General features: G+C 58.0%; 21 protein-coding genes and 1 other RNA gene. 15 read left to right on the plus strand and 7 right to left on the minus strand.

The window, feature by feature from the left end; all coding sequences use genetic code 11:
* The first annotated feature begins 178 nt into the window (after positions 1-178).
* Complete coding sequence (locus ACOYXE_RS27820) at positions 179-823, plus strand: MBL fold metallo-hydrolase (RefSeq protein ID WP_460927038.1); 645 nt, start codon at positions 179-181, stop codon at positions 821-823.
* A gap of 118 nt (positions 824-941) precedes the next feature.
* Positions 942-1,679: an OmpA family protein gene (locus ACOYXE_RS27825; RefSeq protein WP_160059361.1), complete on the plus strand. Its 738-nt coding sequence runs from the start codon at positions 942-944 to the stop codon at positions 1,677-1,679.
* A 226-nt stretch (positions 1,680-1,905) separates the two neighbouring features.
* Here ACOYXE_RS27825 and ACOYXE_RS27830 read toward each other — a convergent pair whose 3' ends face one another.
* Positions 1,906-2,340, minus strand: coding sequence for a Z-ring associated ZapG family protein (locus ACOYXE_RS27830; RefSeq protein ID WP_160059360.1), 435 nt, complete (start codon positions 2,338-2,340; stop codon positions 1,906-1,908).
* A gap of 144 nt (positions 2,341-2,484) precedes the next feature.
* Between ACOYXE_RS27830 and ACOYXE_RS27835 the strand changes: the two genes are divergently transcribed.
* The 3 genes from ACOYXE_RS27835 to zapE all read left to right on the plus strand — a co-directional run bounded on the left by ACOYXE_RS27835 (position 2,485) and on the right by zapE (position 5,679).
* On the plus strand, positions 2,485-3,114 hold the full coding sequence (locus tag ACOYXE_RS27835) for an alpha/beta hydrolase (protein WP_160060136.1): 630 nt from the start codon (positions 2,485-2,487) through the stop codon (positions 3,112-3,114).
* A 24-nt stretch (positions 3,115-3,138) separates the two neighbouring features.
* Positions 3,139-4,494: a tryptophan--tRNA ligase gene (locus ACOYXE_RS27840; protein ID WP_460927041.1), complete on the plus strand. Its 1,356-nt coding sequence runs from the start codon at positions 3,139-3,141 to the stop codon at positions 4,492-4,494.
* Between the two features lie 90 nt (positions 4,495-4,584).
* Entirely contained in the window at positions 4,585-5,679 is a 1,095-nt protein-coding gene (gene zapE / locus ACOYXE_RS27845; RefSeq protein WP_160059358.1) for a cell division protein ZapE, read from the plus strand.
* 186 nt (positions 5,680-5,865) lie between these two features.
* Here the strand turns inward: zapE and ACOYXE_RS27850 are convergent, their stop codons facing one another.
* Complete coding sequence (locus ACOYXE_RS27850) at positions 5,866-6,762, minus strand: GlxA family transcriptional regulator (RefSeq protein WP_174823981.1); 897 nt, start codon at positions 6,760-6,762, stop codon at positions 5,866-5,868.
* Between the two features lie 249 nt (positions 6,763-7,011).
* On the opposite strand from ACOYXE_RS27850, the gene ACOYXE_RS27855 reads away from it, so the two are divergent.
* Positions 7,012-8,148, plus strand: a complete 1,137-nt coding sequence (locus ACOYXE_RS27855; protein ID WP_160059356.1) for an acyl-CoA dehydrogenase family protein — start codon at positions 7,012-7,014, stop codon at positions 8,146-8,148.
* Positions 8,149-8,249: 101 nt separating this feature from the next.
* On the opposite strand, the gene ACOYXE_RS27860 is transcribed toward ACOYXE_RS27855, so the two are convergent.
* Entirely contained in the window at positions 8,250-9,290 is a 1,041-nt protein-coding gene (locus tag ACOYXE_RS27860; protein WP_160059355.1) for an NADP(H)-dependent aldo-keto reductase, read from the minus strand.
* Between the two features lie 245 nt (positions 9,291-9,535).
* Here ACOYXE_RS27860 and rplM point away from each other — a divergent pair, with 245 nt between their 5' ends.
* From rplM to ACOYXE_RS27895, 7 genes are all read left to right on the plus strand, one after another.
* Entirely contained in the window at positions 9,536-9,964 is a 429-nt protein-coding gene (rplM, locus tag ACOYXE_RS27865) for a 50S ribosomal protein L13 (protein WP_007917032.1), read from the plus strand.
* 14 nt (positions 9,965-9,978) lie between these two features.
* Positions 9,979-10,371 carry a 30S ribosomal protein S9 gene (gene rpsI, locus ACOYXE_RS27870; protein WP_008080273.1) on the plus strand — a complete coding sequence of 131 codons (393 nt, stop codon included), beginning with the start codon at positions 9,979-9,981 and terminating at the stop codon, positions 10,369-10,371.
* 270 nt (positions 10,372-10,641) lie between these two features.
* The gene (petA, locus tag ACOYXE_RS27875) at positions 10,642-11,235 is read left to right on the plus strand and encodes a ubiquinol-cytochrome c reductase iron-sulfur subunit (protein ID WP_160059354.1); all 594 of its coding nucleotides are present in this window, start codon (positions 10,642-10,644) and stop codon (positions 11,233-11,235) included.
* Positions 11,235-12,446: a cytochrome b gene (locus ACOYXE_RS27880; RefSeq protein WP_034156481.1), complete on the plus strand. Its 1,212-nt coding sequence runs from the start codon at positions 11,235-11,237 to the stop codon at positions 12,444-12,446. Before petA ends, ACOYXE_RS27880 begins: the two co-directional genes overlap by 1 nt.
* Complete coding sequence (locus ACOYXE_RS27885; RefSeq protein ID WP_405122892.1) at positions 12,446-13,228, plus strand: cytochrome c1; 783 nt, start codon at positions 12,446-12,448, stop codon at positions 13,226-13,228. The genes ACOYXE_RS27880 and ACOYXE_RS27885 overlap by 1 nt, the downstream gene beginning before the upstream one ends.
* Before the next feature lie 145 nt (positions 13,229-13,373).
* Positions 13,374-13,991 (plus strand): glutathione S-transferase N-terminal domain-containing protein, encoded by a 618-nt coding sequence (locus ACOYXE_RS27890; RefSeq protein WP_007917025.1) that lies wholly within the window; start codon positions 13,374-13,376, stop codon positions 13,989-13,991.
* 16 nt (positions 13,992-14,007) lie between these two features.
* Positions 14,008-14,421 carry a ClpXP protease specificity-enhancing factor gene (locus tag ACOYXE_RS27895; RefSeq protein WP_460927048.1) on the plus strand — a complete coding sequence of 138 codons (414 nt, stop codon included), beginning with the start codon at positions 14,008-14,010 and terminating at the stop codon, positions 14,419-14,421.
* Between the two features lie 134 nt (positions 14,422-14,555).
* Here ACOYXE_RS27895 and ACOYXE_RS27900 read toward each other — a convergent pair whose 3' ends face one another.
* The 4 genes from ACOYXE_RS27900 to ACOYXE_RS27915 form a co-directional block, all read right to left on the minus strand.
* Positions 14,556-15,134, minus strand: coding sequence for a BON domain-containing protein (locus ACOYXE_RS27900; protein WP_460927050.1), 579 nt, complete (start codon positions 15,132-15,134; stop codon positions 14,556-14,558).
* Positions 15,131-15,724 (minus strand): phosphoheptose isomerase, encoded by a 594-nt coding sequence (locus ACOYXE_RS27905; RefSeq protein ID WP_007917022.1) that lies wholly within the window; start codon positions 15,722-15,724, stop codon positions 15,131-15,133. Before ACOYXE_RS27905 ends, ACOYXE_RS27900 begins: the two co-directional genes overlap by 4 nt.
* 104 nt (positions 15,725-15,828) lie before the next feature.
* Positions 15,829-16,191: a YraN family protein gene (locus tag ACOYXE_RS27910; protein ID WP_034156479.1), complete on the minus strand. Its 363-nt coding sequence runs from the start codon at positions 16,189-16,191 to the stop codon at positions 15,829-15,831.
* Complete coding sequence (locus tag ACOYXE_RS27915) at positions 16,191-18,002, minus strand: penicillin-binding protein activator (protein ID WP_016985144.1); 1,812 nt, start codon at positions 18,000-18,002, stop codon at positions 16,191-16,193. The genes ACOYXE_RS27910 and ACOYXE_RS27915 overlap by 1 nt, the downstream gene beginning before the upstream one ends.
* A gap of 177 nt (positions 18,003-18,179) precedes the next feature.
* Here ACOYXE_RS27915 and rsmI point away from each other — a divergent pair, with 177 nt between their 5' ends.
* Together rsmI and rnpB are read left to right on the plus strand one after the other, a co-directional pair.
* Entirely contained in the window at positions 18,180-19,085 is a 906-nt protein-coding gene (gene rsmI, locus ACOYXE_RS27920; protein WP_160059351.1) for a 16S rRNA (cytidine(1402)-2'-O)-methyltransferase, read from the plus strand.
* Positions 19,086-19,158: 73 nt separating this feature from the next.
* Positions 19,159-19,512: RNase P RNA component class A (gene rnpB, locus ACOYXE_RS27925), an RNA gene on the plus strand.
* Positions 19,513-19,722: the final 210 nt, after the last annotated feature.

A 19,722-nucleotide genomic window follows, 5' to 3' on the forward strand; every position in this document is an offset into this window, starting at 1 on the left:
GGCCCTTCCTGAATGCGACCGCTACAAAAAATGCGATTTTGCACCAGATTTTGTGCGTTTGATATCATTGAGCCATTATTTTCTGATTAATGGCGCCAAATATCTGGCCTGGCGTTCTTTATCGGCCCTTGCAGTAGAATCCTGAGCAAACGCTAATTACCGTCTGTCGAGGATGTTTATGTCTGTTGCCACAACCGCGCTGATTCGCGAAACCTTCCCCGTCGGTCCCCTTCAGTGCAATTGCACGATCATCGGCGATCCCGTTACCAGGAAAGCCATCGTTGTCGACCCGGGCGGCAACCCCGACCTGATCATGGCGCGTCTCGATGCGCATGGCCTGAAAGTCGTCAGCATCATTCACACCCACGCGCATCTCGATCACTTCCTCGCCTCCGGGCAGATGAAGGAAAAAACCGGTGCGACCTTGCACTTGCACAAGGAAGACCAGTTTCTCTGGGACAACCTCGAAATGCAGTGTCAGATGTTCGGTGTCCCGTACACCCCGGTGCCGTCACCGGATCGCTGGTTGAGCGATGATGAAGAACTGGCCTGCGGTTGCGGCGTTGCCCTGCACACGCCGGGACATACACCCGGTTCCATGAGCTTTTGGTTTTCCGAGGCTAAGCTGTTGATAGCGGGCGACACGTTGTTTCGTCGCGGCGTAGGGCGCACGGATTTGTGGGGCGGCGATCAGGCGACCATCGTGCGTTCGATCAAGCAGCGGCTATACACCTTGGACGAGGACGCGACCGTGGTGACCGGACATGGGCCGGATACGCGTCTGGGTGATGAAATGCGCGAAAACCCGTTTGTGCGCGCCTAAATATTTTGTCACGAGTGCCCGGCGGAATTTTTGTGCATTGTCATGATCAAACGCCCGCGCAGGTCCATTTAACCCAGTGGCCGCTGCACCACAGAATGCGAAAAACCAGGAGCTCTCCATGTTCACCACGCGTCGTTTGATTATTGTCGCTACTGCCGTGGCCTTGCTGTCCGGCTGCGCCTCGCCTAACCCATATGACAATCAGGGCCAGGCCGACGGTGGCTCGCAAGGCATGAGCAAAACCGCCAAATACGGTGGCCTCGGTGCACTCGCCGGCGCACTGGCCGGTGCCGCCATCGGTCACGACAACCGCGGCAAAGGCGCATTGATCGGCGCCGCTGTGGTCGGTGCTTCCGCTGCCGGTTACGGTTATTACGCCGACCAGCAGGAAAAGAAACTGCGCGCGAGCATGGCCAACACTGGTGTTGAAGTGCAGCGCCAGGGCGATCAGATCAAGCTGATCATGCCGGGCAACATTACGTTCGCCACTGATTCGGCGAACATCGCCTCCAGCTTCTATCAGCCGCTGAACAATCTCGCGGGCTCGTTGAAAGAGTTCAGCCAGAACCAGATCGAAATCGTTGGCTATACCGACAGCACCGGCGCCCGCCAGCACAACATGGACCTGTCCCAGCGTCGTGCGCAGAGCGTGGCAACCTACCTGACTTCGCAAGGTGTCAGCGGTGCCAACCTGTCGGCCCGTGGCGCCGGTCCGGATAACCCGATTGCCAGCAACGGTGACGTCAATGGCCGGGCGCAGAACCGTCGCGTTGAAGTCAACCTGAAAGCGATTCCGGGTCAGCAGTATGGTGGTCAGCAGCAACAGCAGCCGGGTACGGTTCAGCAGTATCCGTAACTGAATGCCTGAATGAAAAAATGCCCGGTCCTGTGATCGGGCATTTTTATGTCTGGCCTGTGTCGGCCCCTTCGCGAGCAGGCTCGCTCCCACATTTGAAATGCATTCCCCTGTGGGAGCGAGCCTGCTCGCGAAGGGGCCGCTACAAACACCGAAGATTACAGACACAAAAAAGCCCCCGGACACATCACTGTCCGGGGGCTTTTTGTTTGTCAGCGAAGACTGATTATTTCTTCAACCCGTAATGCTCATCGAGCATGCCCGGCGAGTTCGGGGTCTTCGGTGCGTAGTCGCGCGGTGGCTCCTGATCGCGCGGAGGCGTCAGGCGTTCGCGTGGCGCCGCTGCAGCGTCAGCGTGCAGGGCAGCGATCAGGCGCTGGCGGGTCTGCTCGTCCAGGGCCAGACGATTGGCGCCCTCGGCGAGATGATCCTGCACTTCCTGATAGCTCTGGGTCAGTTTCTTGACCAGCATCGCGGTGCTGTTGAAGTGGGTGACCACCTCGTTTTGATAACTGTCGAAACGCTCCTGGATATCATCCAGTTGACGCTGCGTACGGCTCGGCGCGGCGTTCGGCGCAACGCGCGCGATCAGGAATCCAATGGCGACACCCACAACCAGGGCAAGAGTCGGTAACAACCAAACTAAGAGCGAGTGTTCCACGAGTCCTTCCTCTATAAACGGCTTTGCTTTACGTTAACGGCTCGAACCTGCGCTGTATACCGCGATTCACTCGCAATAGATTGGCACAGACAATTTGCTAGACGAGTCGACCCGATTCGAGGTCACGGAGTTCCTTCCTTGCTGATGCGTGAAACCCCTGTAGTGATTGACGGCCCGGTGGGTCAACTTGAGTCTCTGTACCTGGATAACGAGCAGCCAATCGGCATCGCGCTGATCTGCCATCCGAATCCGGTGCAGGGCGGCACCATGCTCAACAAAGTCGTCTCGACCCTGCAGCGCACCGCGCGCGACGCGGGCCTGATCACCTTGCGCTTCAACTATCGCGGCGTGGGTGCCAGCGAAGGTTCGCACGATATGGGCACCGGCGAGGTCGACGATGCTCAGGCTGCCGCTGCATGGCTGCGTGAAAAACATCCGAATCTGCCACTGACCCTGTTCGGTTTTTCCTTCGGCGGATTTGTTGCTGCAAGTCTCGGCGGCCGTCTCGAAGCGCAGGGCGTGCAGCTAAAACATCTGTTCATGGTCGCGCCGGCGGTCATGCGCCTGGGCGAGCAGGATCAACTGCCACAGCACGGCGAACTCACGGTGATCCAGCCAGAAACCGACGAAGTCATCGATCCGCAGCTGGTTTACGACTGGTCGGAAAAACTCCAGCGCCCCCATGAGCTGCTGAAAGTGGCAGAATGCGGACACTTTTTTCATGGCAAGCTGACCGATCTCAAGGATCTGATCCTGCCGCGTCTCTCGAATTGATTGCAGTCTGACAAGCGATTACCCATGACGAACCGTACCCGTATCCTCACCGGCATCACCACCACCGGCACGCCACACCTGGGCAACTACGCCGGCGCCATCCGCCCGGCGATACTCGCCAGCCGCGACAGCAATGCCGATTCGTTCTATTTCCTGGCCGACTACCACGCCTTGATCAAATGCGATGACCCGCTGCGCATCCAGCGCTCGCGTCTGGAAATCGCTGCGACCTGGCTGGCCGGTGGCCTCGATGTCGACCGTGTGACCTTTTACCGCCAGTCCGACATCCCGGAAATCCCTGAGCTGACCTGGCTGCTGACCTGCGTTGCCGCCAAGGGCCTGCTCAACCGTGCGCACGCTTACAAGGCCTCGGTGGACAAGAACGTCGAAACCGGTGAAGACCCGGATGCCGGCATCACCATGGGCCTCTACAGCTACCCGGTGCTGATGGCCGCGGACATCCTGATGTTCAACGCGCACAAGGTGCCGGTCGGTCGCGACCAGATCCAGCACGTGGAAATGGCCCGCGATATCGGCCAGCGCTTCAACCACCTGTTCGGTCAGGGCAAAGAATTCTTCACCATGCCCGAAGCGCTGATTGAAGAGAGCGTGGCGACGTTGCCGGGCCTCGACGGTCGCAAGATGTCGAAGAGCTACGACAACACCATCCCGTTATTCTCCAGCGCCAAAGAGATGAAGGACGCGATTTCGCGGATCGTCACTGACTCCAAAGCGCCAGGCGAAGCGAAAGATCCGGACAACTCGCACTTGTTTACGCTGTTCCAGGCTTTCGCCACACCGGCGCAGGCTGACGAATTCCGTAGCGAATTGCTCGGCGGTCTGGGTTGGGGCGAGGCGAAGAACCGTCTGTTCCAGTTGCTCGACAACGATCTCGGCGAAGCGCGCGACAAGTATCACCAGTTGATCGAACGTCCGGCAGATCTGGAAGACATCCTGCAGATCGGCGCCAGGAAGGCCCGCGCCGTGGCAACGCCGTTCCTCAACGAACTGCGCGAAGCCGTTGGCCTGCGCTCTTTCGTCAATCAGGTTCAGGTTGCTGCGACCACCAAGAAGAAAGCCGCGAAAGCCGCGCGTTTCGTCAGCTTCCGCGAAGACGATGGCAGCTTCCGTTTCCGTCTGTTGGCGGCCGATGGCGAGCAACTGCTGTTGTCGCGCAACTTCGCCGACGGCAAAACCGCCGGGCATGTGACCAAGCAACTGCAATCCGGCCAGCCGCTGGACGTGCGCAGCGAAGACCTGAGCTTCAGCGTGTGGCTGGAAGGCGAGTGCGTTGGCGACAGCCCGGCATTCGCCGACGATGCTGCGCGGGATGCGGCCATCGAGGCTCTGCGCGTCGCGCTGACCCCGGTTCAGGACTAATCGGCGGCACGGTCCGACCAAGGGCCGATTGCCATTCCCACGGGCCATCGCTACAGTGACGGCCCGTTTTTGTTGCCTTGCTAACGAATTATGACGCCCCTAGAACGATACCAAGCTGATCTGAAACGCCCGGATTTCTTCCATGACGCCGCGCAGGAAACCGCTGTGCGTCATTTGCAGCGCCTGTACGACGATCTGATCGCCGCCGATCAGAGCAAGCCGGGTCTGCTGAGCAAACTGTTCGGCAAAAAAGATCAGACGCCGGTCAAAGGTCTGTATTTCTGGGGCGGCGTAGGTCGCGGCAAAACTTACCTGGTCGACACCTTCTTTGAAGCGCTGCCGTTCAAGGAAAAGACCCGCACCCACTTCCACCGCTTCATGAAGCGCGTGCACGAAGAGATGAAAACCCTCGGCGGCGAGAAAAACCCGCTGACCATCATCGCCAAGCGCTTCGCGACCGAGTCGCGGGTGATCTGCTTCGATGAATTCTTCGTCTCCGACATCACCGACGCGATGATCCTCGGCACGCTGATGGAAGAACTGTTCAAGAACGGCGTGACCCTGGTCGCGACCTCGAACATCGTTCCGGACGGTCTGTACAAGGACGGCCTGCAACGCGCGCGTTTCTTGCCGGCGATTGCGCTGATCAAACAGAACACCGAGATCGTCAACGTCGACAGTGGCGTCGACTACCGTCTGCGCCACCTCGAACAAGCGGAACTGTTCCACTATCCGCTCGACGAAGCCGCTCACGAAAGTCTGCGCAAGAGCTTCAAGGCACTGACGCCAGAGTGCACCGCAGCGGTCGAGAACGACGTGCTGATGATCGAAAACCGCGAGATCCGTGCCCTGCGCACCTGCGATGACGTGGCCTGGTTCGACTTCCGCGAACTGTGCGACGGCCCGCGTAGCCAGAACGACTACATCGAACTGGGCAAGATCTTCCACGCCGTGCTGCTCAGCGGTGTCGAGCAGATGAGCGTCACCACCGACGACATCGCCCGCCGCTTCATCAACATGGTCGACGAGTTCTACGACCGTAACGTGAAACTGATCATTTCCGCTGAAGTCGAGCTGAAGGATCTGTACACCGGCGGCCGTTTGAACTTCGAGTTCCAGCGCACGCTGAGCCGACTGTTGGAAATGCAGTCCCACGAATTCCTGTCGCGGGCGCACAAGCCTTAAACAATTTTGCGAGACAAAAAAAGGGCCTGCAATTGCAGGCCCTTTTTTTATATCCAGAATTCACCGCAATACCCTGTAGGAGTGAGCCTGCTCGCGATAGCGGTGGATCAGTCACATAAGTACTGCATGGACGGACGCAATCGCGAGCAGGCTCACTCCTACATGGGTTTGTGTATGGGCAGAGGGCTACGCAGCCTGCTGAAACTGCTGCCGATACTGATTCGGCGACAGCTCCGTGTGCTGGCGGAACAACCGCGCAAAGAAGCTCGCATCGTCGTAGCCGACCTCATAACTGATGGTCTTGATGCTTTTGCGGCTGCCGGACAGCAAGCCTTTCGCGGTCTCGATACGCAGCCGTTGCAAGTAATGCAGTGGCTTGTCGCCGGTAGCGGTCTGGAAGCGCCGCATGAAGTTGCGGATGCTCATGCCGTGCTCGCGAGCGACGTCTTCGAAGCGGAACTTGTCGGCGAAATGCTCTTCGAGCCAGTGCTGGATCTGCAGGATGATCACATCCTGGTGCAGCTTCTGCCCACCAAAACCGATGCGTCCCGGCGAATAGCTGCGCTGCACTTCATAGAGAATGTCGCGCGCCACCGCTTGGGCGACGTTGGCCCCGCAGAAGCGCTCGATCAAGTAGATGTACAGGTCGCAGGCTGACGTGGTGCCGCCGGCGCAGTACAGGTTGTCGGCGTCGGTCAGGTGCTTGTCCTGGTTGAGGTAGACCCTGGGGAAACGCTCGGCAAATGCGTTGAAGAAACGCCAGTAGGTGGTCGCTTCCTTGCCGTTGAGCAGACCGGCCTCGGCCAGCCAGAACACCCCGGTGGCTTCGCCGCACAACACCGCGCCACGGGCGTGCTGTTCACGCAGCCACGGCAGGACCTGTGGATAACGGCTGCACAGCGTGTCGAAATCGTCCCAGAACGCCGGGAGGATAATGACGTCGGCGTTTTCCAGGCCGCCGTCGACCGGCATCACAACGTCACTGAAACTGTTCACCGGTTTGCCGTCGGGGCTGACCAGGCGTGTTTCGAATGCCGGTGTCAGGCCGTGGCCCAGTTGTTTGCCATACCGCAGGCTGGCCAGATGGAAGAAATCCTTGGCTTGCATGAGAGTGGAGGCGAAAACCCGGTCGATTGCCAGGATGCTGACGCGCCGCAAGGGCGTGGAGACTTGCTTGGACATAATTCAACTTTTGTTTTGTTTTTATAAGGGAAAGTGGTCACCAGACGGCTGGATCGTCTTATTTTTTGTCGGATGTGTCCAGTGTCCTGTGTCAGAGGGGAGGCTTAGTCTCTGAAGGTCATCTCCTCCAACAACAAAGAAAGGTGCCGCATGATCCCCAGAACCTTGTTCAGCTCCGAGCACGAATTGTTTCGCGACAGCGTACGAACCTTCCTTGAGAAAGAGGCGGTGCCGTTCCATGCGCAATGGGAGAAACAAGGCTATATCGACCGCAAACTGTGGAACAAGGCAGGCGAGGCGGGGATGCTCTGCTCGCACCTGCCGGAAGAGTACGGCGGGTTGGGGGCGGACTTTCTTTACAGCGCTGTGGTGATCGAGGAGGTCGGTAGATTGGGTTTGACCGGGATCGGCTTTTCGCTGCACTCGGACATTGTCGCGCCGTACATCCTGCATTACGGCAGCGAAGCGCTGAAGCACAAATACCTGCCGAAACTGGTCTCCGGCGAGATGGTCACGGCCATTGCCATGACCGAACCGGGCGCCGGTTCCGACCTGCAAGGCGTGAAGACCACCGCTGTGCTGGACGGTGATGAATATGTGATCAACGGTTCGAAAACCTTTATCACCAATGGCTTTCTCGCGGATCTGGTGATCGTCGTCGCCAAGACCGACCCGAAGGCCGGCGCCAAGGGCACCAGCCTGTTTCTGGTGGAAGCGAATACGCCGGGCTTCGACAAGGGCAAGCGTCTGGAGAAGGTCGGCATGAAGGCCCAGGACACCTCCGAGTTGTTCTTTCAGGATGTGCGTGTGCCCAAGGAGAACCTTCTGGGACAAGCTGGGGCAGGCTTCGCTTATCTGATGCAGGAGTTGCCACAGGAACGTCTGACAGTGGCGATCGGTGGCCTGGCCTCGGCCGAAGCGGCTTTGCGGTGGACGCTTGATTACACCCGCGATCGCAAGGCCTTCGGCAAGGCGATTGCCGACTTCCAGAACACTCGCTTCAAGCTCGCAGAGATGGCCACGGAAATTCAGATCGGCCGGGTGTTCGTCGATAAATGTCTGGAGCTGCACCTGCAAGGCAAGCTGGATGTGCCGACAGCGGCGATGGCCAAATACTGGGGTACGGATCTGCAATGCAAGGTGCTCGACGAGTGCGTGCAGTTGCATGGCGGCTACGGCTTCATGTGGGAATACCCGGTGGCCCGGGCGTGGGCGGATGCGCGGGTGCAACGGATCTATGCCGGCACCAATGAAATCATGAAGGAGATCATTGCGCGGTCGCTTTGATCTTCGCTGCATTGGCAGGCCTCTTCGCGAGCAGGCTCGCCCCCACAGTGGATCACCGTACCTGTGGGAGCGAGCCTGCTCGCGAAGCTTTTAGCGTTGAATCAAGGCGCAGGATTCGGATGATCCTTGTGAATCGCCTCAATCCCTTCCAGTACTTCATCCGACAGCTTCAGATCAAAACTGGCAATGTTGCTGTCCAGTTGCTCAAGCGTCGTCGCCCCAATGATGTTGCTGGTGACAAACGGTTGCTGCGTCACGAACGCCAGCGCCATTTGCGCCGGATCCAGGCCATGTTCACGGGCCAGTGCAACATAGCGGCTGCATGCTGCTTCCGACTGCGCATTGAAATAGCGGCTGAAGCGACTGTAGAGGCTCAGGCGTCCTTTCGGCGGACGCGCGCCACCCTCGTACTTGCCTGAGAGGAAACCAAACGCCAGCGGCGAATAGGCCAGTAGGCCGCACTGTTCGCGGATGGCGATCTCCGCCAGGCCCACTTCAAAGCTGCGGTTGAGCAGGTTGTACGGGTTCTGGATCGACACCGCGCGCGGCCAGCCACGGGCTTCTGCCAGTGCGAGAAAACGCATGGTGCCCCACGGCGTTTCGTTAGACAGGCCGATGTGGCGGATTTTGCCGGCTTTTACTTGTTCGTCGAGTGCTTCGAGGGTGTCTTCGAGCGGCGTCAGGTTGGATTCGATCTTGTGCTTGTAGCCCAGTTGTCCGAAAAAGTTGGTGCTGCGCTCCGGCCAGTGCAATTGATACAGATCGATGTAGTCGGTTTGCAGGCGCTCGAGGCTGGCATCCACCGCTGCGGTGATGTGCTGACGGTTATGGCGCAGGTTTTTGTCGCGGATGTAGTCGATGGTGTTGCCGGGACCGGCAATCTTGCTGGCGAGTATCCAGTCGGCGCGATCGCCGCGACTTTTGAAGTAATTGCCGATATAGCGCTCGGTGGTGGCATAGGTTTCGGCTTTCGGCGGCACCGGGTACATCTCGGCGGTGTCGATAAAATTGATCCCGGCTTCCTTGGCCCGTTCGATCTGCGCGAAGGCTTCAGCTTCAGTGTTTTGCTCGCCCCAGGTCATGGTGCCGAGGCAGATTGCACTCACGTTCAGGTCGGTACGGCCTAGCTGGCGATAGTCCATCAGGTGCTCCTTGGGCAAAACAATCATAAAAGCAGGTTGAAATATTTTTCGCAATCTGCATAATTGCCGACCTCTTTCTGCAGTGGAAGTGATGCGCCGCCGCCGAAGAATCTTGCCGTTGAACGGACGCGCCGACCCGAGCCCCCGAAAGCGTCTGTATCCGGCTGCCTTTGACTTGTCAAAGTACGCACTATTCAGTAAGATCCGCCGTCTAATTTACAGGGCGGCCCCTGAGGCTATAAAGAATGAAAACTTTTACTGCTAAACCGGAAACAGTAAAGCGCGACTGGTTTGTCGTCGACGCTGCTGGTCAGACCCTGGGTCGTCTGGCCACCGAAATCGCGAGCCGTCTGCGTGGCAAGCACAAGCCTGAGTACACTCCTCACGTTGATACCGGCGACTACATCGTCGTAATCAATGCTGAGCAGATTCGTGTTACCGGTGCTAAAACCACTGACAAAATGTACTACTCCCACTCCGGTTTTCCGGGCGGCATCAAGTCGATCAACTTTGAAAAGCTGATCGCTAAAGCCCCTGAGCGCGTGATCGAGACCGCGGTTAAAGGCATGCTGCCTAAAAACCCACTGGGTCGCGACATGTACCGTAAGCTGAAAGTCTATGCGGGCGCTGCACACCCACATACTGCTCAGCAGCCCCAAGAACTGAAGTTTTAACGGAATAGTACATTATGTCGGCGACTCAAAATTACGGCACTGGCCGTCGCAAGACCGCAACCGCACGCGTTTTCCTGCGTCCGGGTACTGGTAACATCTCCATCAACAACCGTTCGCTGGAAAACTTCTTCGGCCGTGAAACTGCCCGCATGGTAGTTCGCCAGCCGCTGGAGCTGACTGAGACTGTCGAGAAGTTCGACATCTACGTCACCGTGATCGGTGGTGGTGTAAGTGGTCAAGCTGGCGCAATCCGCCACGGCATCACTCGCGCTCTGATGGACTACGATGAAACCCTGCGTGGCGCTCTGCGCAAAGCTGGCTTCGTTACTCGCGATGCCCGTGAAGTTGAACGTAAGAAAGTTGGTCTGCGTAAAGCGCGTAAGCGTCCGCAGTACTCGAAGCGTTAATTCCGCTTCCGCGTTCAAAAAGAACGCCCGCCTCCTCATGGAAGCGGGCGTTTTTTTATGCCTGCGATTTATCAAAGAATTGCGCTGCGACAACTTGCCACTTCCGTAGACCCCCTATACTGCAAGGCTTGAGGGTAAGAGCTCCGGGTAATTCCCTTGTCAGAATTGGGGCTTTTCATTACCATTCGGCAAAATTTTTATAAGTAGCATTTGATTTATTTAGTAGATGCCTGATTTAACAGGCCACAAAAGCTGATGGGAGAGGACTGAATGAGCAATGACGGCGTGAATGCAGGCCGGCGTCGCTTCTTGGTAGCAGCCACATCCGTGGTGGGTGCTGCAGGAGCGGTGGGGGCTGCGGTCCCGTTCGTGGGGTCATGGTTTCCCAGTGCCAAGGCGAAAGCCGCCGGTGCACCGGTGAAAGTGAATATTAGCAAAATCGAACCAGGACAGCAGATGATTGCTGAGTGGCGCGGCCAGCCGGTGTTCATTGTCCGCCGTACTGCGGAAATCCTGGGGAATCTCAAGAAGATCGAGGGCCAGCTCTCCGATCCAACCTCCAAAAACTCCACGCAACCCACCTATGTCGACCCTGAAGTGCGCTCGATCAAGCCGGAAATTCTGCTGCTGATCGGAATCTGCACACACCTGGGCTGCTCACCAACCTTCCGTCCCGAAGTGGCACCTGCGGATCTCGGTAAAGACTGGGTCGGTGGCTATTTCTGCCCTTGCCACGGTTCCCACTACGATCTGGCTGGCCGCGTCTACAAGTCGCAACCTGCGCCTTTGAACCTGCCAGTTCCCCCGCATTCCTATGAGACCGATGACCTGATTGTCATTGGCGTCGATACGGAGAAAGCGTGATGAGCAAGTTCATGGATTGGGTTGATGCGCGCTTTCCTGCGACCAAAATGTGGGAAGACCATCTCAGCAAGTATTACGCTCCGAAAAACTTCAACTTCTTCTATTTCTTTGGCTCTCTGGCGCTGCTGGTGCTGGTGAATCAGATCGTCACCGGTGTCTGGCTGACGATGAGTTACACGCCGTCGGCAGAAGAAGCCTTCGCCTCCGTTGAATACATCATGCGTGACGTCGAGTACGGCTCGATCCTGCGTCTGCTGCACTCGACCGGCGCTTCAGCGTTCTTCATCGTGGTTTATCTGCACATGTTCCGGGGCTTGCTTTACGGCTCGTACCAGAAGCCGCGCGAGCTGGTCTGGGTGTTCGGCATGCTGATCTACCTGGCGCTGATGGCTGAAGCGTTCATGGGTTACCTGCTGCCATGGGGTCAGATGTCCTACTGGGGCGCCCAGGTGATCATTTCGTTGTTCGGTGCGATTCCGGTCATCGGCAACGACCTGACCCAGTGGATTCGTGGTGACTATCTGATCTCCGGAATCACCCTGAACCGCTTCTTTGCCTTGCACGTTGTCGCACTGCCGATTGTGATTCTCGGCTTGGTGGTGCTGCATATTCTGGCGTTGCACGAAGTGGGTTCGAACAACCCTGACGGCGTCGACATCAAGAAGCACAAGGACGAAAACGGCATCCCGCTGGACGGCATTGCCTTCCATCCGTACTACACCGTGAAAGACATTGTCGGTGTCGTGGTGTTCCTGTTTATCTTCTGCTTTATTGTGTTCTTCTTCCCGGAAATGGGCGGCTACTTCCTCGAAAAACCAAACTTCGAGCAAGCTAACCCGTTCAAGACACCAGAGCATATTGCGCCGGTTTGGTACTTCACACCGTTCTACGCAATCCTGCGTGCGATCCCTGACAAACTCATGGGCGTTATCGCCATGGGGGCGGCGATTGCGGTGCTGTTCGTGCTGCCGTGGCTTGACCGCAGCCCGGTCAAGTCGATGCGCTACAAAGGCTGGCTGAGCAAAATCTGGCTGCTGGTGTTCTGCATTTCGTTCGTGATTCTCGGTGTTCTCGGTGTTCTCGCTCCGACACCGGAGCGAACCTTGCTCTCGCAGGTCTGCACCTTCCTGTACTTCGCCTACTTCATTCTGATGCCGTTCTACACCAGGCTCGAGAAGACCAAACCGGTTCCGGAAAGGGTGACTGGCTGATGAAAAAGTTATTTTTTGCTCTGATTTTTGCTGCGTTGCCTGTGCTGTCGTTCGCTGCTGAACACGGTGGTCCGGAGCTGGAAAAAGTAGACATTGATGTCTCCGATAAAGCTGCCCTGCAGGACGGTGCGCGCACCTTCGCCAACTATTGCATGGGCTGCCACAGCGCCAAGTTCCAGCGTTATGAGCGCGTCGCCGATGACCTCGGTGTGCCGCACGAACTGATGCTGGAGAAGCTGGTGTTCACGGGTGCCAAGATCGGCGATCACATGACCATTGGCATGCAGCCGGCTGACGCCAAGACCTGGTTCGGCGCGGCACCACCGGATTTGACCCTGGTGGCGCGAGTGCGTGGCACCGACTGGCTTTACGGTTACCTGAAGTCGTTCTACGAAGATCCGGCACGTCCGTGGGGCGTAAACAACAAGGTTTTCCCGAACGTCGGCATGCCTAACGTACTGGTCGGTCTGCAAGGTCGTCAGATCATAGACTGCAAGCAGGTGCCGATCGTCGAGGACGGCAAGAAGCAATATGACCCACTGACCGGTACGCCGTTGACGCATGAGGCGTGTGATCAACTGGTCATCGTGCCGAAGACTGGCGCTCTGAACGAAGAGCAGTTCGATGAGAAGGTCAAGAATCTGGTAACCTTCCTGGCTTACTCGGCTAACCCGGTTAAGCTGCAACATCAGCGCATCGGTACTTATGTCTTGCTGTACCTGGCGTTCTTCTTTGTGTTCGCCTATCTGCTCAAGCGTGAATACTGGAAAGACGTGCACTGATACGCTTCAAGCATTGCTGTTAATCGCGCGCGCCCAAGGGCGCCTCCGATAGCGCAACTCTGGTCAGCCAGACGTTGCGGGAGGCGCCCTCTGGGCGCGCGCGTTTTTCCGGTTCCGATAATTTCAACAAGCGAGGAGGATCGCCATGGGCGTGACCAATCGGTTGGCCTGTTACTCCGACCCCGCCGACCACTATTCCCACCGAGTGCGCATTGTGCTTGCAGAGAAGGGTGTCAGCGCCGAGATCATTTATGTGGAAGCTGGTCGCCAGCCGCCTAAACTGATTGAGGTAAACCCTTACGGCAGTCTGCCAACGCTGGTCGATCGTGACCTGGCGTTGTGGGAGTCGACCGTGGTGATGGAATATCTGGATGAGCGTTACCCGCACCCGCCGTTGATGCCGGTTTACCCGGTGGCGCGTGCCAACAGCCGTCTGCTGATTCATCGTATTCAGCGCGACTGGTGTGGTCTGGTGGATCTGATTCTGGATCCCAAGTCCAAGGAGGCCGCGCGAGTCGTGGCGCGCAAGGAATTGCGTGAAAGCCTGACGGGCGTGTCGCCATTGTTTGCCGACAAGCCGTTTTTCCTCAGTGAGGAACAAAGTCTGGTGGATTGCTGCCTATTGCCAATACTCTGGCGTTTGCCGATTCTGGGTATTGAACTGCCGCGGCCAGCCAAGCCGCTGCTTGATTATATGGAGCGCTCGTTTGCGCGTGAGGCTTTCCAGGCGAGTCTGTCTGGTGTCGAACGCGATATGCGCTAAGGCTTAAGGAGCCGCTATGAACTCCAGTCGACCTTATCTGGTCCGCGCGCTCTACGAGTGGATTGTTGATAACGATTGCACCCCGCACATGCTGGTCAATTCCGAGTACCCGGCAGTGCAGGTACCGCAAGGTTTCGCCAGTGACGGGCAGATTGTCCTGAACATCTCGCCGAGTGCTGTGCGTCATCTGCACATGGACAACGACGTGGTGACCTTCGAAGGTCGCTTCGGTGGTGTCCCGCACAGCTTGTACGTGCCGATCAGCGCGATCCTGGGGATCTACGCCCGGGAGAACGGTCAGGGTATGGTGTTTGATCTCGAGTCGCCGATGGATGACGAAGAAGATATCGAGTCGGACGACGACTTGCCACCACCGGACAGTGAGCCACCGCGTCCTAGCGGCCGGCCTAGTTTGAAAGTGGTGAAGTAATAAAAAAGGCGATCCGGATGGATCGCCTTTTTTATTACGTAGGAGCTGCCGAAGGCTGCGATCTTTTGATCCTGATCTTTTAAAAGCAAGATCAAAGGATCGCAGCCTTCGGCAGCTCCTACAGAGATCGTGTATCAGTCGATGTATTCGAACAGCTTGACGATTTTCTGCACGCCGGAAACACCCTGAACCAGATTGGTTGCCTGAGTGGCTTCCTGTTTGGTCAGCAGACCCAGCAGGTAGACGATACCGTTCTCGGTCACGACCTTGATGCGCGAGCCAGGGATGCTGGCGTCGGTGAGCATTTGCGTCTTGATCTTGGAGGTCAGCCAGGTGTCGTTCTGGCGAGCCAGGAAACCGGATGGCGGTATGACTTGCAGTTCGTTATGAACGGTTTTTACCCGTTGGACCGCGGCTGCTGCCTGTTCGGCTTTGGCTTTCAGGTCTGCGCGAGGTGTTTGGTCCGCCAGCAGTACGACGCCGTTGAAGCTGGTGACGACGATGTGCGAATCGTTGTCCAGGGCCGGGTCGGCTTTGGCTACGTTCACGCCCACTTTGGTTTCAATCAACGAGTCGTCGATCTTGCTGCCGAAGGTGCGGGTGCCACGATCGTCGTCGATCGGTGCTTCACGGCTGGCGTTCACCACCGAGGTGCAGCCGCTGATGCCGAGGCACAGGGTCAAGGCCAGAAGGCCAAGGCGATTAGGGGTCATTCTTCACTCCCGAACAGTTGGCTGTCGATCAGATCGCAAAGGCAATGGATCGCCAGCAAGTGGACTTCTTGAATACGTGCAGTGACATTGGCCGGTACGCGAATCTCGACGTCCTCGGGCAACAGCAGCGACGCCATGCCGCCGCCATCGCGTCCGGTCATAGCTACGACAATCATTTCGCGATCATGTGCGGCCTGGATCGCTTGAATAATGTTCGCCGAGTTGCCGCTGGTCGAAATCGCCAGCAAGACATCGCCTGGCTGACCGAGCGCACGGATCTGTTTGGAGAATACTTCGTTGTAGCTGTAGTCGTTGGCGATCGAAGTAATCGTCGAGGTGTCGGTGGTCAGGGCGATCGCCGGCAGACTCGGACGCTCGCGCTCGAAGCGGTTGAGCAGCTCGGAGGAGAAGTGCTGGGCATCGCCGGCCGAGCCGCCATTGCCGCACGAAAGCATTTTGCCTTCGTTGAGCAGGGCGTTGACCATGATCTGGCTGGCTTGCTCGATGTGCGGTGCAAGTACGTCCATCGCCTGTTGCTTGGTGTCGATACTGGCCTGGAAAAGCTGGCGAATTCGGGATTGCATGTCCATCTGTGTGACCTTAAGTAGCGCGGCTGTCCGGCACATAAATGTGCAGCCCGCAAAGCAAAGAGCAAAATTTGTCGGTGGGATTGTCCGGGTCGCAACGCCGCCGATCAACTGTCGAAAGCATTCTGCAACCAGTTCAGCTGATCCGGATGGCTGTCGATGGCCACCACGTCGAAGCGGCAGGGGGAATTGGCCCAACGCGACTCGCGCTGAAGAAAATACTGTGCAGCGAAAATCAGTTTCTGCTGCTTGCGCCCATCGATGCTAGCGAGCGCGCCACCCCATTGAGTGTTTTTTCTGTAGCGAACTTCAACGAATACTACTGTATCGCCATCAAGCATGACCAGATCAAGCTCGCCGCGTTTACAAAACCAGTTCTGCGCCAGCAGGCGCAGACCTTGTTGTTGCAGATGCTCGAGCGCCTGGCGCTCGGCATCCTTGCCGCTTTGCGAGCGTGACCTGTCGGGCATCAGCGCGGAGTGTCCGGCAGGCGCTGTACCTGGCCGCTGACGAACTGCGCCCAAGGCAACTGACGCACAACACGCTGGGTCTGGGTCATGCCGAGGCTGCCCGACTCACCATCGATGCGGCTGTCCGGCAGGGCTTTGAGTTGACCCAGGCGCGGTGCCAGACGATAGGCATCCACACCCATCGCGTACAGGCGGCCGAGGCTGCCGGCGGCTTGCGGCCACTGTGCAACCACTTGCTGACGCAGTGGATCGCTGTTGTCGAGCAGCCACGGCGTTTCGCAGAAGCGAATGCCGTTCATGTCGTTGTACTGGTTGACGTCGCCACTGGCGCTGTAAACGTGCGAAGTCGCGTAAACGGGAACGTCACCGGCGTACTGGAAGTTCAGGGTCGGCTTGATCTGCTGTGCCTGTTGCGGCGTGGCAGCGAGGAAGATGAACTCGATGTCCTGACGACGCGAAGGCTGCGCGGCTACGTTGGTGCCAGCGGCATTTTGCAGGCTCTTGGCGCGGGCTTCGCTTTGACGCAGCTGGAACATGTCGGCGATTTGCTGGGCCAGTTGCACCGGCTGATCAACACGCTCGGTCGCTACGATGCTGCCACCGTTAGCCTGCCAGTCCTGGCTGAAGGCACGCAGGACGCGGTCGCCCCATTCGCCTTTCGGCACCATGATGGCGGCGCGATGCAGGCCATCGGCACGGGCGCGGCGCGAGACTTCGCGGGCTTCGTCTTCAGCGGCCAGACCGAACTGGAACAGTTGCGCCGGGCCTTGATCACCTTCGCTGTAGTTCAGCGCGAGGGTGGTGATCGGCAGTTGCGGGCGAGTGCTCAGTTGTTTGACCAGTGGTTTTTCCAGCGGGCCAACGACCAGTTGCACGCCGTCAGCCTGAGCCTTGCGGTAGAACTCGTCCATCGAGGTCAGCTTGGAGCTGTCGTAGAACTCGATCGCTGGCGGTTTCTGCCCGGCCTGTTGAGCCTGGTAGTGCGCAGCCATGAAGCCTTCGCGCAGTGCTTTACCGACCGCTGCCAACTGACCATCTTGCGGCAGCAGCAGGGCGATTTTGCTCAGCGGCTGGCTGGCCAGTTCCTTGAGTTTGGTCAGCGGCAGCGGCAGGTTGATTGCGGCCGGGTGCTTTGGATTCTGTGCACGCCAGGTGTCGATCGCGGCTTGCTGCTGTTCCAGTGTGCCGGCAGATTTCACAGCCAGTGCCAGACCCATCCAGCCGCCGAGGTCGTCGGTGGTGTTGGGTTGCAGTTGATCAGTTGGCAGCGAGCCGATCAGGGTCCAGATGGCTTCGTGGTTCTTGCTCGCGGCTTCGCCTTGCAGCATCGGTGCGATGAATACGCGCTCGCGAGCAGCAGCCAGGGTCTGGCCGTCGGCCTCAAGGGCGCGGGCGTGGACGGTGCCGGTGCGCACTTGCTGCTCTTCTGGCATTTCGCCCAGGTGTTGCAGGCTTGGATGGCTCAGGGCAGTCAGCGCGGCTTTCGGCTGATTGCGAGTCATCGCCAGTTCAGCGTTCAAGGTGCTGGCGAAAATCTGCTGGCCTGGCTTCAGTTGCTCCATCGGCACTTGTTGCAGGATTTGCGCGGACTGTCCGGCATTGCCCTGGCGGTAAGCCAGATCTGCAGCGCTGAGGCGCAACAGAGCGGCTTTTTCCGGGGTTTTCGCCTGGGTCGCCTGTTCGAGCAGTTGCTCGATGCTGGCATCCGGGGTCCGTGGAAGTTCGCCAAGGCTGGAGGAAGGGGAGCTGGCGCAAGCCGCCAACAGGGCAGCGAGGCAGAGGGCAGTGAACAGCCGCAGGCAAGCGATCATGTAAGTGTTCCTGATACTCGATCAAATTAGCGTCGAATTGTACCCAAGCACTGGCCGGGGCGCGATGTTAGTGGCGTGAAACGGACAATTTAGCTGGAGTAAATGTTGCGGCGGCGCACAACGGCGTGCAAAACCGGGTTCGGCTTGAGCGCATCGCAAGCCTCGTGACGCGCTACAATGGCCGCTTTTACCGATCACGAGGTGTGCGCTTTGACTGCTCCAGGTTCCCTGAATTCCGCTGCTGGCTCGCTTTATGTGGTGGCGACGCCCATCGGCAACCTGGACGACATCAGCGCCCGGGCCCTGAAGATCCTCCGCGAAGTGGCATTGATTGCTGCCGAAGACACCCGCCACTCGGCGCGGCTGATGCAGCACTTCGGGATTGGCACGCCGCTGGCTGCCTGTCACGAACATAACGAAAGAGATGAGGGTAGCCGCTTTATTACCCGTCTGCTGGCGGGCGATAACGTCGCGCTGATTTCCGATGCGGGGACACCGCTGATTTCCGATCCGGGTTATCACCTGGTGCGGCAGGCTCGTGCGGCTGGAATCAATGTGGTGCCGGTGCCGGGTGCCTGCGCCCTTATCGCCGCACTGTCGGCGGCCGGTCTGCCGTCCGACCGCTTCATCTTCGAAGGTTTTCTGCCGGCCAAATCGGTCGGGCGCAAGGCGCGACTGGAAGCCGTCAGGGAAGAGCCGCGTACATTGATCTTCTATGAAGCACCGCACCGCATTCTTGAATGCCTGCAGGATATGGAAGCAGTGTTCGGCGGTGAGCGTCAGGCATTGCTCGCCCGGGAAATCACCAAAACCTTCGAGACGCTAAAAGGTCTGCCGCTGGCTGAGCTACGCGCGTTCGTCGAGTCGGACAGCAATCAGCAGCGCGGCGAATGCGTCGTGTTGGTGGCTGGCTGGACGGCGCCGGAGTCCGAAGACGCCGTCAGCAGCGAAGCGATGCGCATCCTCGATCTGTTGCTTGAAGAGATGCCGCTCAAGCGTGCTGCCGCGCTGGCAGCGCAGATCACTGGCGAACGCAAAAACGTCCTGTATCAGGTTGCGCTGGATAAACAGAAAGGCGTGTAAGCCGTCGCCCATAGCGGTCTTGAGGCTTTTAGCGCTTGTTCTTCGGGCGCTCTGCCGTTAACCTTCGCGGCGGAGAGTCGATCGGACAGTCGCTGCCCTCTATGAAAATTAGGGGGGGGAGGAAAGTCCGGGCTCCATAGGGCGAAGTGCCAGGTAATGCCTGGGAGGCGTGAGCCTACGGAAAGTGCCACAGAAAATAACCGCCTAAGCGCTTCGGTGCCGGTAAGGGTGAAAAGGTGCGGTAAGAGCGCACCGCACGTCTGGCAACAGTTCGTGGCTAGGTAAACCCCACTTGGAGCAAGACCAAATAGGGTCCCAAGGCGTGGCCCGCGCTGGGACCGGGTAGGTTGCTAAAGATGTCCAGTGATGGCCATCGTAGACGAATGACTGTTCAAGACAGAACCCGGCTTACAGATCGACTCTCCACCTTTTTCTTTCCCTGCTTGAATCATTGGCAACAGGGCTGTGTAATATCAGCAGGCCTGCTCTGAAAGTTCGGCAGCGGCACACGCAGTAATAGCCATTTCCCACCTTGCTTCAATCAACAGCAGAAGCGCTTTCGTAATACCGAAAAAATCTTACTCTTAACAAATTACTTTAACTTTCGAGCGCAGCTATCAGTGCTGCATCAAGTTAT

This window comes from Pseudomonas sp. MC6 (assembly GCF_054790575.1).

Coding starts and splice junctions, on each gene's coding strand:
- ACOYXE_RS27820 (WP_460927038.1), top strand. CDS start 179: ATGTCTGTTGCCACAACCGCGCTGATTCGCGAAACCTTCCCCGTCGGT.
- ACOYXE_RS27825 (WP_160059361.1), top strand. CDS start 942: ATGTTCACCACGCGTCGTTTGATTATTGTCGCTACTGCCGTGGCCTTG.
- ACOYXE_RS27835 (WP_160060136.1), top strand. CDS start 2,485: ATGCGTGAAACCCCTGTAGTGATTGACGGCCCGGTGGGTCAACTTGAG.
- ACOYXE_RS27840 (WP_460927041.1), top strand. CDS start 3,139: ATGACGAACCGTACCCGTATCCTCACCGGCATCACCACCACCGGCACG.
- zapE (WP_160059358.1), top strand. CDS start 4,585: ATGACGCCCCTAGAACGATACCAAGCTGATCTGAAACGCCCGGATTTC.
- ACOYXE_RS27855 (WP_160059356.1), top strand. CDS start 7,012: ATGATCCCCAGAACCTTGTTCAGCTCCGAGCACGAATTGTTTCGCGAC.
- ACOYXE_RS27860 (WP_160059355.1), bottom strand. CDS start 9,290: ATGGACTATCGCCAGCTAGGCCGTACCGACCTGAACGTGAGTGCAATC.
- rplM (WP_007917032.1), top strand. CDS start 9,536: ATGAAAACTTTTACTGCTAAACCGGAAACAGTAAAGCGCGACTGGTTT.
- rpsI (WP_008080273.1), top strand. CDS start 9,979: ATGTCGGCGACTCAAAATTACGGCACTGGCCGTCGCAAGACCGCAACC.
- petA (WP_160059354.1), top strand. CDS start 10,642: ATGAGCAATGACGGCGTGAATGCAGGCCGGCGTCGCTTCTTGGTAGCA.
- ACOYXE_RS27880 (WP_034156481.1), top strand. CDS start 11,235: ATGAGCAAGTTCATGGATTGGGTTGATGCGCGCTTTCCTGCGACCAAA.
- ACOYXE_RS27885 (WP_405122892.1), top strand. CDS start 12,446: ATGAAAAAGTTATTTTTTGCTCTGATTTTTGCTGCGTTGCCTGTGCTG.
- ACOYXE_RS27890 (WP_007917025.1), top strand. CDS start 13,374: ATGGGCGTGACCAATCGGTTGGCCTGTTACTCCGACCCCGCCGACCAC.
- ACOYXE_RS27895 (WP_460927048.1), top strand. CDS start 14,008: ATGAACTCCAGTCGACCTTATCTGGTCCGCGCGCTCTACGAGTGGATT.
- ACOYXE_RS27900 (WP_460927050.1), bottom strand. CDS start 15,134: ATGACCCCTAATCGCCTTGGCCTTCTGGCCTTGACCCTGTGCCTCGGC.
- ACOYXE_RS27905 (WP_007917022.1), bottom strand. CDS start 15,724: ATGGACATGCAATCCCGAATTCGCCAGCTTTTCCAGGCCAGTATCGAC.
- ACOYXE_RS27910 (WP_034156479.1), bottom strand. CDS start 16,191: ATGCCCGACAGGTCACGCTCGCAAAGCGGCAAGGATGCCGAGCGCCAG.
- ACOYXE_RS27915 (WP_016985144.1), bottom strand. CDS start 18,002: ATGATCGCTTGCCTGCGGCTGTTCACTGCCCTCTGCCTCGCTGCCCTG.
- rsmI (WP_160059351.1), top strand. CDS start 18,180: ATGGCCGCTTTTACCGATCACGAGGTGTGCGCTTTGACTGCTCCAGGT.